This window comes from Mesorhizobium silamurunense, assembly GCF_014843825.1.
In the GTDB taxonomy this organism is placed as follows: Bacteria; Pseudomonadota; Alphaproteobacteria; order Rhizobiales; family Rhizobiaceae; genus Mesorhizobium; species Mesorhizobium silamurunense.
Genome location: NZ_JHQR01000032.1, coordinates 1 through 9,469, shown reverse-complemented (window position 1 = coordinate 9,469; position 9,469 = coordinate 1). Strand labels below are relative to the sequence as shown.

The 9,469-nt window shown below is 63.7% G+C and carries 12 protein-coding genes and 1 pseudogene; 8 read left to right on the top strand and 5 right to left on the bottom strand.

The genetic code is table 11. The features are described from left to right. The 5 genes and pseudogenes from DH10_RS36590 to DH10_RS03310 all read left to right on the top strand — a co-directional run. Positions 1–172 (top strand): annotated as a pseudogene (locus tag DH10_RS36590) (NAD(P)H-dependent glycerol-3-phosphate dehydrogenase); the annotation flags it as partial. Between the two features lie 18 nt (positions 173–190). Continuing rightward, positions 191–487 carry a YciI-like protein gene (locus DH10_RS03325; protein WP_192255969.1) on the top strand — a complete coding sequence of 99 codons (297 nt, stop codon included), beginning with the start codon at positions 191–193 and terminating at the stop codon, positions 485–487. Between the two features lie 108 nt (positions 488–595). After that, positions 596–1,021: an EVE domain-containing protein gene (locus tag DH10_RS36585; RefSeq protein WP_192255967.1), complete on the top strand. Its 426-nt coding sequence runs from the start codon at positions 596–598 to the stop codon at positions 1,019–1,021. Next, entirely contained in the window at positions 1,018–1,689 is a 672-nt protein-coding gene (locus DH10_RS03315; RefSeq protein WP_192255958.1) for a class I SAM-dependent methyltransferase, read from the top strand. The genes DH10_RS36585 and DH10_RS03315 overlap by 4 nt, the downstream gene beginning before the upstream one ends. A 49-nt stretch (positions 1,690–1,738) precedes the next feature. Continuing rightward, positions 1,739–2,164 carry a DUF1761 domain-containing protein gene (locus DH10_RS03310; protein ID WP_192255956.1) on the top strand — a complete coding sequence of 142 codons (426 nt, stop codon included), beginning with the start codon at positions 1,739–1,741 and terminating at the stop codon, positions 2,162–2,164. Positions 2,165–2,229: 65 nt separating this feature from the next. Here DH10_RS03310 and gcvA read toward each other — a convergent pair whose 3' ends face one another. Further along, on the bottom strand, positions 2,230–3,156 hold the full coding sequence (gene gcvA / locus DH10_RS03305) for a transcriptional regulator GcvA (RefSeq protein ID WP_192255954.1): 927 nt from the start codon (positions 3,154–3,156) through the stop codon (positions 2,230–2,232). Positions 3,157–3,286: 130 nt separating this feature from the next. Between gcvA and DH10_RS03300 the strand changes: the two genes are divergently transcribed. Continuing rightward, positions 3,287–3,541, top strand: coding sequence for a hypothetical protein (locus tag DH10_RS03300; RefSeq protein WP_192255952.1), 255 nt, complete (start codon positions 3,287–3,289; stop codon positions 3,539–3,541). Positions 3,542–3,622: 81 nt separating this feature from the next. Here the strand turns inward: DH10_RS03300 and DH10_RS03295 are convergent, their stop codons facing one another. Further along, the gene (locus tag DH10_RS03295) at positions 3,623–4,156 is read right to left on the bottom strand and encodes a L,D-transpeptidase family protein (RefSeq protein WP_246506533.1); all 534 of its coding nucleotides are present in this window, start codon (positions 4,154–4,156) and stop codon (positions 3,623–3,625) included. Between the two features lie 146 nt (positions 4,157–4,302). Between DH10_RS03295 and DH10_RS03290 the strand changes: the two genes are divergently transcribed. After that, positions 4,303–4,986, top strand: a complete 684-nt coding sequence (locus tag DH10_RS03290) for a response regulator transcription factor (RefSeq protein ID WP_095804844.1) — start codon at positions 4,303–4,305, stop codon at positions 4,984–4,986. A 225-nt stretch (positions 4,987–5,211) separates the two neighbouring features. Continuing rightward, positions 5,212–5,667, top strand: coding sequence for a cyclic nucleotide-binding domain-containing protein (locus tag DH10_RS03285; protein WP_192255948.1), 456 nt, complete (start codon positions 5,212–5,214; stop codon positions 5,665–5,667). A gap of 219 nt (positions 5,668–5,886) precedes the next feature. On the opposite strand, the gene DH10_RS03280 is transcribed toward DH10_RS03285, so the two are convergent. The 3 genes from DH10_RS03280 to DH10_RS03270 form a co-directional block, all read right to left on the bottom strand. Beyond that, positions 5,887–6,693, bottom strand: a complete 807-nt coding sequence (locus DH10_RS03280) for an exodeoxyribonuclease III (RefSeq protein WP_192255946.1) — start codon at positions 6,691–6,693, stop codon at positions 5,887–5,889. A gap of 298 nt (positions 6,694–6,991) precedes the next feature. After that, positions 6,992–7,660, bottom strand: a complete 669-nt coding sequence (locus DH10_RS03275) for an outer membrane lipoprotein carrier protein LolA (protein WP_192384194.1) — start codon at positions 7,658–7,660, stop codon at positions 6,992–6,994. A 144-nt stretch (positions 7,661–7,804) separates the two neighbouring features. Then, positions 7,805–9,469, bottom strand: a 1,665-nt coding sequence (locus DH10_RS03270; protein WP_192384192.1) for a DNA translocase FtsK, incomplete at its 5' end; no start/stop codon positions are given.

The following is a 9,469-nucleotide window of genomic DNA, read 5'->3' as shown; positions in this document are numbered from 1 at the left end:
GCTCGCCGAAGGCGTGCCGACGGCCGGCATTGCCGCCCGCATCGCTGCCGAGCGCGGCATCGAGGCGCCGATCATTGCCGCAGTGGCCGCCATCCTCGACGGCAAGGTGACCATCGGCCAGGCCGTGACGGCGCTGATGACGCGGCCGCTCAAAACCGAAACCGACATCTGAAGCATCGGAGTTTTAGACATGCTGTTTGCGTTGATTTGCAAGGACAAGCCGGGCAGCCTGCAACTGCGCGCCGATACAAGGCCGGCGCATGCGGCGTTCCTGGAAGCCCTGATCAGCGAAGGGAAACTCGCCTTTGCCGGCCCCTTCCTCGACGGAGACGGCAAGCCCGACGGAAGCCTGGTCATGATCGAAGCGGCGGATATGGCGGCCGCGCAAGCCCTGGCGGCCACCGACCCCTATGCCAAGGCCGGCCTGTTCGAAAGCGTCGAAATCCGTGCATGGAACTGGGTCTTCCAGAAGCCCGCCAGCGCATGAGTGTTGGGCTGCGCTCCCCTCTCCCCGCGAGAACGGGGAAGGGGTAAGGGTAGGAAGCGCGCGAACGCTGGATAGTGGCGTATCGACAACGGCAATGGGACAACTGAGATGAACTACTGGCTGTTCAAGTCCGAACCCTCGGTCTTTTCCTTCGAGGCGCTGAAGGCGAAAGGCAAGGCCGGCACGCAGTGGGACGGCGTGCGCAACTACGCCGCGCGCAACAACATGAAGGCGATGAAAATCGGCGATCTCGGCTTCTTCTATCACTCCAACGAAGGCCTCGACATCGTCGGCATCGCCGAGGTCTGCGCGCTTGCCCACCCCGATACCACCACCGACGATCCGCGCTGGGAATGCGTCGACATCCGCGCCTGGAAGGACGTGCCGAAGCCGGTGACGCTGGAAGAGGTCAAGGCCAATCCGAAGCTGGCCGACATGGCGCTGGTCCGGCTCGGCCGGCTTTCCGTGCAGCCGGTGACGCCGGCAGAGTGGAAAGAGGTCTGCCGCATGGCCGATCTCAACCCGGCGCCGTGACCAGGCTCACGCCCAAAAGCGCGAAGACATTCATCCTCGACAATACTGCGCTGATGGCGCCGCCGCATGTGCCGGAAGTGCTGCTGCACCTGGCCGACGAGGCGCATGATTTGTGGCTGCGCACCGAGGAGGAACTGGCCGAGATCGGCCTGCCGCCGCCATTCTGGGCCTTCGCCTGGGCCGGCGGCCAAGGCCTCGCCCGCTATGTGCTCGACCATCCCGCGACGGTGCGGGGAAAAAGCGTGCTCGACTTCGCTTCCGGCTCCGGCATGGTCGCGATCGCCGCCTTGAAGGCCGGCGCGAGGCAGGTGATCGCCGCCGATATCGACCCCTTTTGCCAAACGGTGATTACGCTCAACCTGGAAGCCAATGGCGTGAAGGCCGATTTCCTGGATGCGGACTGCATCGATACGGATGACGGCTGGGACATCGTGCTCGCCGGCGACGTCTTCTACGACAAGCCGTTGGCGGACAGGCTGGCGCCGTGGTTCACCAGCCTGAAGGCGCGCGGCGCCGACATCCTCGTCGGCGATCCCGGCCGTGCCTATCTGCCGAAGAAGGGGCTGCAATCGCTCGCCGTCTATCAGGTGCCGGTGACACGCGTGCTGGAGGATGCCGAGGTCAAGCGCACGACCGTCTGGCGCTGGGCTTCCAATGCGCCGGCTTGATGCAGCCGGCGAACAGGGATTCCATCGTTAATCTTTCGGGAGGGGACTCATGGATTTCTCAACGGTGAATTGGCTGGCGGTAATTGTCGCCGCCGTAGTGGCGTGGCTGTTCGGCGCGGTCTGGTACATGGGCTTGAGCAAGCCCTGGCTGAAGGCGGCAAAACTCGACCCTGCCACCATGAAGCGATCCGTCGCCCCGTTTATCGTCAGTTTCGTCGCCGAGGTGATCATGGCGCTGGTCATGACGCTGGTGGTCGGCGCCATAACCGGCGGCGAGCCAAACCCGCTCGCAGGCGTGATCTTCGGCTTCATGCTCTGGTTGGGCTTCGTCGCCACCACGCTTTCTGCCAACCACCGCTACCAAGGCTTCGGCTGGGACCTGACGCTGATCGATGCCGGCCATTGGCTTGGCGTTCTGCTCATCATCGGCGTGGTGATCGGCTGGTTCGGCGCGCCTGCGGCACCGGCTGGCTAGAGCGATGCCAGGAAAGGTGTGAACAGTTTTCCGCCGCAGCCGAATACGCGCGGCGGATTCGGGCATCACCCTGCGTCCGCGTCTTTCGCCACCTCATCGAGAAGCCATTCACGGAAGGCAATGACGCGCCCGTCGTCCTTCACCGCTTCGGGATAGACCAGGAAGTAGGCGAATTCCGGCGCGACCTTGATGCCGAGCTCGAACGGTCGGATGAGCCTGCCCTCGGACAGATCGTTGGCGACCATGGCGAAATCGGCGAGCGCGACGGCAACGCCGTCGAGCGCCGCCTGGACGACATCCGTCGAGGTGTCGAACACGATGGTCCGGCTGTCGTCGAAATCATCGACGCCGGCCGCCGCCATCCACATGCGCCAGTTCGGCCATGTGATACCCTGGCGGGACCATTCGATGTGGGCGAGCGTGTGATGGAAGAGGTCGCGCGGCTCCTTCAGCGGCGGTCCGGCCCGCAGCAGAGCCGGACTGCAAACAGGAATGATGACGTTCTCGAACAGCCGGTCCGCGCATAATCCCGGATATTTGCCGGCGCCGAATCGAATGCCGACATCGACATCATCGCGATCGAAGTCGCGCAGCTTGGAGGCGATGTCGAAGCGGAGCTCGACTCCCGGCCGCTGCCTGCGGAAATCGTCGACGCGCCGCATCAGCCATTTGGTCGCGAACTGCGCGTCAAGCGTGATCTTGAGCAGCGCCGTGCCTCTGCTCATCTTGCGCGCGCGGCTGACGGCGCGGCCAAGCAGGTCGAGCGCATCGACCGAGGCCTCGTGAAGCACGTTGCCCGCTTCGGTCAGCCGGATGGTGCGGCTGGTGCGCGTGAACAGCACCAGGTCGAGCTGATCCTCGATTTCCTTGATCTGATGGCTGACCGCCGCCGGCGTCAGGCCGAGCTCATCGGCGGCGCGGGTGAAATTGAGGTGCCTGGCCGCCGCCTCGAAGGTCCTCAACGCACGCGTTCCGGGCAGCAGGCGGGACATTCGATCTCCAAATAAAACTTGACGATCGAACAAGAACTACTCGTTTCCTGTTTATTTTTCAATCCGGCATGATCGTTTCATCGCAACACCATCAAACCGGATTTGATGTCCGGAGAACACGGATGAAGCCATGACCGAGATCGTTCTCAAGTCCCAGACCGTCCTGAAACCCCGCTCCGGTGTCGCCCTTTGGCTGCGCGCCGCGATCGACTGGCTACGTCAGGCGCGGGTCGCCGCCCGGCTTCCTCACGAGTCCGTCGAGGATCTCTCCGACAGCCAATTGCGCGACATCGGCGCCGAGCGCCGGAACGTCACCAAGGCGATGGACCGCGAGCTCCGCATGATCGGGCTGCTGGGTTCCGGCTGGGAGCAGCCGAGGCGGTGAGAGAAAGGCAGTAGGGAATAGGCAGTAGGCCAATTTGCTCTCTTCCTACTGCCTAATCCCTACTGCCTAACCCTATTCCCCCTACCTCACCACCCTCACCACCGTCCGATCCGACAGCAGCGGCAGCAGCCTTGTCATGGTGCGCGCCGTCACCGCCACGCAGCCTTGCGTCGGCGTGAAGCCCGGGCGCGCCAGATGGAAGAAGATCGCGCTGCCGCGCCCGCGCCGGCGCGGCGCGATGTTCCAGTCCAGCACCAGGCATACATCGTAGAGCCGGTCGGCGCGCCGCATCCGTTCATGGCTGGCGCCGTAAGGGATCTTGACCGGACGGTTGTAGTTGCGGTCGTGCGGCACCTCGCACCAGCCGAGGTCCGGCCCGATCCGCGCCATCGCCAGCCTTGTCCGGCGCCCGCCGGGAAATTGGTCGTTGCGAAAATAGCCCGACAATATCCGCATCGCGGCCAGCGGCGTCGCGCCGTCGCCCTCGCGCTTGCCGGCGGAGATGCCGCCGCGCCCGAGCGCGCAGGGAAACACCGTTTTGCCGGCCTGCAGCAACCCCTGCGCAGGGTTGCCGGGCCTCGCGCGCACAACCAGGACACGCAGGCCTTTCGGCAAAAATGCGCCTGCCTCATTGCGCGCGCGTTTTTTCTTGTATGATTGTGTCACGGAACAAATCACTGTGATCGGCTGTTGCGCCGGTGAGCTTCCGCATAAATGGGGGGAGGTCAACTGAATATTCTTTTTAAAACAACGGATTGATCATGACATCACGCACCATTCTGATCGTGGATGACGACGACGACCTGCGAGCCACCCTCGTCGAGCAACTGGCGCTTTACGAGGAATTCGACGTCCAGCAGGAAGCCACTGCCGCAAAAGGCGTCGCCGCGGCGCGCGGCGGTCTTGTCGATCTACTCATCATGGACGTCGGCCTGCCCGACATGGACGGCCGCGAGGCGGTGAAGATCCTGCGCAAGGGCGGCTATAAGGCGCCGATCATCATGCTGACCGGCCACGACACCGATTCCGACACGATTCTGGGGCTCGAGGCCGGCGCCAACGACTATGTGACCAAGCCCTTCCGCTTCGCCGTGCTCCTGGCGCGCATCCGTGCGCAGCTGCGCCAGCACGAGCAGAGCGAGGACGCCACCTTCTCGGTCGGCCCCTACACGTTCAAGCCCAGCCAGAAGCTTCTGATCGATCCGCGCGGCGCCAAGGTGCGGCTGACCGAAAAGGAAGCCTCGATCATCAAATATCTCTATCGCGCCGACCAGAAGGTGGTGACGCGCGACGTGCTCCTGGAGGAGGTATGGGGCTACAATTCCGGCGTCACCACGCACACGCTGGAAACCCATGTCTACCGGCTACGCCAGAAGATTGAGCGTGATCCTTCCAATGCCGAAATTCTTGTGACAGAAAGCGGCGGCTACAAGCTGGTTCCTTAAACATTTCATGATCAAATGAGCGGTCGGGCGGGACCGCTTTAGGGTACGATCCTGGTGCTGGAGGGTGATGGATCGGCTCGCTGGACGCATCGGCCCAGGAATCGGAACCGATTTTTGGGATCGCACGGTGCGCAGGCTGCAAGTGTTGGAGCGTTCCTTTGCACGCCTGGGAGGCGCGCCGCTCCAAAGGAGGGACTGGACTGACCGCTCGGGGACACAGCTAGCATGGCGCTGGATGACGACATCCGCATCCTGTCCGCCGTGAAGCTTTTTCAGGGCTTCACGCAGGAACAGTTGCGCCTGCTCGCCTTCGGCGCCGAGACCACTTTTCTGCAGGCCGACCACAAGCTCTACCGCGAGGATGACGTGGCCGACTCGGCCTATATCGTGGTCAGCGGCTTGATCGCGCTCTATCGCGAGCAGGGCGGCGAACGCGTCCCGATCGGCACGGCAGGCCCCGGCGCCATGCTCAGCGAACTGGCGCTGATCGCCGACACCAATCGGCTGACCAGCGCCTCGGCCGCGGTCGATTCGGAAGTGATCCGCTTGAGCCGCAAGATGTTCCGCCGCATCCTGGAGGAATATCCGGAGCTGGCGCTGCAGCTGCACGAGCGCATCCTGGAGGAGTTCCAGCAGATGATCGCCCGTATCGAGGCGCTGGCGCCGCGTTTTACGGAGTGAGGAGCCAGCCCCTAGGTGGGCTGAGATTCAGGTCAGGCCGAGCCGGAAATGGTGGTCCGAGAACCGGAGCGGAGCGTACTTAAAGTACGTGAGCACCGGCCTACGCCGGCAGTAGCCTTAATTTAACTGCCACGCCACTCATGAGTGCTTCGGCAGGCGAAGGCCGGAAGCGCAGGAAGCCGCCATTTGCAGGCCGGCATCACCTGAATATCAGCCCACCTACTCCAGATCGAACCGCGCGATAACCGGCACATGGTCAGACGGCTTCTCCCAGCCGCGCGCCATTTTCAGGATCTCGTAGCCGGCAAAACTCGGCACCAGATTGGCCGATGACCAGACATGGTCGAGCCGGCGCCCGCGATCCGAGGCCTCCCAGTTCTTCGCGCGATAGCTCCACCAGGTGTAGAGCTTCTGCTTGGCAGGCACGTTGAGCCGCATCAGGTCGACCCAACCGCCTGCCTGCCGCATCGCCTCGAAGTTTTCTGTCTCGACCGGCGTGTGGCTGACGACGTTGAGCAATTGCTTGTGCGACCAGACGTCATGCTCCTGCGGCGCGATGTTGAGGTCGCCGACCAGGATCGAGGCGGATTGATCGTCCTGGCCCGCCGGCACGCCGTTCATCTCGTGGACGAAGTCGAGCTTATGCCGGAATTTCCGGTTGATCTCCGGATCGGGCTCGTCGCCACCGGCCGGAACGTAGAAATTGTGCAGCAGGATCGACCTGCCGCCGGCCTGCACTTTGACGGACAGATGCCGGCTGTCGTCGATCTCGCAGAAACGCCGCTTCTCGACCAGCTCGATCGGCCGGCGCGCCACGGTCGCCACGCCGTGATAGCCCTTCTGGCCGTGGAAAAGGATGTGCTCGTAGCCCGCCTTGCGGAAGGCCTTCTCGGGAAAAAGCTCGTCCGGAACCTTGGTTTCCTGCAGGCAAAGCACATCCGGCACATGCTCTTTCAAGAGCCGCTCGACGATCGGCATGCGCAAGCGCACAGAGTTGATGTTCCAGGTGGCGATTGTAAAGGGCATGCGGCGGGTCCAAGGCGGCCTAGGTCGCCGAACTACTGCCAGCCGCGCGCCGGAAAGACAAGCCGACCTGCGCTCGTCGGTTAGCGCTGGCGGAGGTCAGCGCCACCCCTCATCCGCCTGCCCGTCCTCCGCAGCAGCTGCGCTGCAGCTGCGGAGGGTGGACCGGCACCTTCTCCTCGTGAAGGATGGGGAGAAGGAATAAACTCCAACGCTGGCGCGCCCCTCTCCCCGTTCTTCACGGGGAGAGGTAAGGGTGAGGAGCAGCGCCGACGCCGGGAAACCTTCACAACACCTGCATCTACCGCGTCTTCGTATTCAGCTCTCTGTTCGCCGTATAGTCGATGGCGAAGGTGTCCGGCGGGATGCTCACACCTTCCTTGACGTTGAAGATCATCACCGTCGTGTCCTTGCCCTGCGCGTCGGTGATCGTCCACTGGCGCAGCTCGTAGCTCTTCGGATCGAACATCATGGTGATCCGGGCATTGCCGAACACCGACTTGTCGGAAAGCTGGATGGTGGTGAGGTCGTCCTCTTCCTTGACGGCCTTCACGCGCCCGCCGGAGAGGTCGATCCTGTCGTCGAGCAACAGCTTCAGCGGCGTCTTCGACAGCGGATAGAGGTCGGAGGTGTTGAGCTTCTTGTTGAGGATCACCACCGATTTGCCGTCGGAGATCACCCGGAAATTCGACGACCCGTCATAGTTGAAGCGGATCTTGCCGGGACGCTCGAGGAAGAACTTGCCGCCGGTCTGCTCGCCCTTCGGGCCGAACTGCACGAACTCGCCGCTCATCGATTTGACCGAGGAGAAGTGGTCGGCGATCTTTTGCGCCGCCGGCGGAACCGCGGCCTGCGCCTGGGCCGGGAGTTGGAAGCCAGGCACGACATTGATGGCGGCGGCGCCCGCGAGCACAAGGCCAAGGCCGAGCACCTGCCGGCGGGTCGGAGCGAAATCTGTCTGGGTCTTCATGCCGGTCACTTCCTGTGATTTTGTCTTGGTCGCTGTCTCTGGACCCCCAGTTGGGCCTAAGTTTGGCGGGTCACACGGCGCTTGGTCGCATGAACGCGCCAGAAGGTTCAAAGTTGCCGGCCGGTCCCCTGCGGGCGTCGTCGGCTAGAATTTGTCGTCCTCGGTGGGAACAAGGATCTCGCGCTTGCCGGCGTGGTTGGCCGGGCCGACGATGCCTTCCTTTTCCATCTTCTCGATGATCGAGGCGGCGCGGTTGTAGCCGATGCCGAGCCGGCGCTGGATATAGCTGGTCGAGGCCTTGCCGTCGCGCAGCACCACCGCCACGGCCTGGTCGTAGGGATCGTCGGAATCCTCGAAATTGCCGCCGCCACCGCCGCCGGAGCTTCTGCTCGAGGAGCCGTCCTCGTCGTCTTCCTCATCGTCCTCGGTGATGGCGTCGAGATATTCGGGCACGCCCTGCAGCTTGAGATGCCCGACGATCCGCTCGACCTCGTCGTCCGAGACGAAGGGGCCGTGGACGCGCTGGATGCGGCCGCCGCCGGCCATGTAGAGCATGTCGCCCATGCCGAGCAGCTGCTCGGCGCCCTGCTCGCCAAGGATGGTGCGGCTGTCGATCTTCGACGTCACCTGGAAGGAGATGCGGGTCGGGAAGTTGGCTTTGATCGTGCCAGTGATGACGTCGACCGACGGGCGCTGCGTCGCCATGATGACATGGATGCCGGCGGCACGCGCCATCTGCGCCAGGCGCTGCACCGCGCCTTCGATGTCCTTGCCGGCCACCATCATCAGGTCGGCCATCTCGTCGATGATGACGACGATATAGGGCATCGGCTCGAGGTCGAGATCCTCGGTCTCGTAGATCGCCTCGCCGGTCTGGCGGTCGAAGCCGGTCTGCACCGTGCGCGAGATTTTTTCGCCCTTCTTCTCGGCCTGGCTGACGCGTGCGTTGAAACCGTCGATATTGCGCACGCCGACCTTGGACATCTTGCGGTAGCGGTCCTCCATCTCGCGCACGGTCCATTTCAGCGCCACCACCGCCTTCTTCGGATCGGTGACGACGGGTGTGAGCAGATGCGGGATACCGTCATAGACCGAGAGCTCGAGCATCTTGGGATCGATCATGATCAGCCGGCATTCCTGCGGCGTCAGCCGGTAGAGCAGCGACAGGATCATGGTGTTGATGGCCACCGACTTGCCCGACCCGGTGGTGCCGGCGACCAGCACGTGCGGCATCTTGGCGATGTCGACGATAACCGCCTCGCCATTGATGGTCTTGCCGAGCGCCAGCGCAAGCTTCGCCTTCGTCGTCTCGAAGTCGCGGCTCGCCATGATCTCACGCAGATAGACCGTCTCGCGTTTGGCGTTAGGCAACTCGATGCCGATGGCGTTGCGGCCGGGCACGACCGCGACGCGGCAGGCGATCGCGCTCATCGAGCGGGCGATGTCGTCGGAAAGGCCGATGACGCGCGAGGACTTGATGCCGGGGGCGGGTTCGAGTTCGTAAAGCGTGACGACCGGACCGGGGCGGACATGGATGATCTCGCCCTTGACGCCGAAATCCTCGAGCACGCCTTCGAGCAGCCTTGCGTTCTGCTCCAGCGCATCCTTCGACAGGCTCGGGTCTTTCGCCACGTTCTTCGGCTCGGACAGGAAATGCAGCGACGGCATCTCGAACGTGCCGGAGCCGATCAGCGAGGTCTGCGCCTCGCGCTGGACGCGCGCGCCCTGCACCGGGCGCGGCGCCGGGGCTTCCACGCGGGTCGCCGCGTCGGAGCGGAAGTTGCGCACATTGGCGCGGCGCTGGACAGG

Excerpts from the sequence above, each read along its gene's own strand:
- DH10_RS36585 (WP_192255967.1), top strand. The coding sequence starts at position 596 with ATGAACTACTGGCTGTTCAAGTCCGAACCCTCGGTCTTTTCCTTCGAG.
- gcvA (WP_192255954.1), bottom strand. The coding sequence starts at position 3,156 with ATGTCCCGCCTGCTGCCCGGAACGCGTGCGTTGAGGACCTTCGAGGCG.
- DH10_RS03280 (WP_192255946.1), bottom strand. The coding sequence starts at position 6,693 with ATGCCCTTTACAATCGCCACCTGGAACATCAACTCTGTGCGCTTGCGC.
- DH10_RS03285 (WP_192255948.1), top strand. The coding sequence starts at position 5,212 with ATGGCGCTGGATGACGACATCCGCATCCTGTCCGCCGTGAAGCTTTTT.
- DH10_RS03275 (WP_192384194.1), bottom strand. The coding sequence starts at position 7,660 with ATGAAGACCCAGACAGATTTCGCTCCGACCCGCCGGCAGGTGCTCGGC.
- DH10_RS03310 (WP_192255956.1), top strand. The coding sequence starts at position 1,739 with ATGGATTTCTCAACGGTGAATTGGCTGGCGGTAATTGTCGCCGCCGTA.
- DH10_RS03325 (WP_192255969.1), top strand. The coding sequence starts at position 191 with ATGCTGTTTGCGTTGATTTGCAAGGACAAGCCGGGCAGCCTGCAACTG.
- DH10_RS03290 (WP_095804844.1), top strand. The coding sequence starts at position 4,303 with ATGACATCACGCACCATTCTGATCGTGGATGACGACGACGACCTGCGA.
- DH10_RS03300 (WP_192255952.1), top strand. The coding sequence starts at position 3,287 with ATGACCGAGATCGTTCTCAAGTCCCAGACCGTCCTGAAACCCCGCTCC.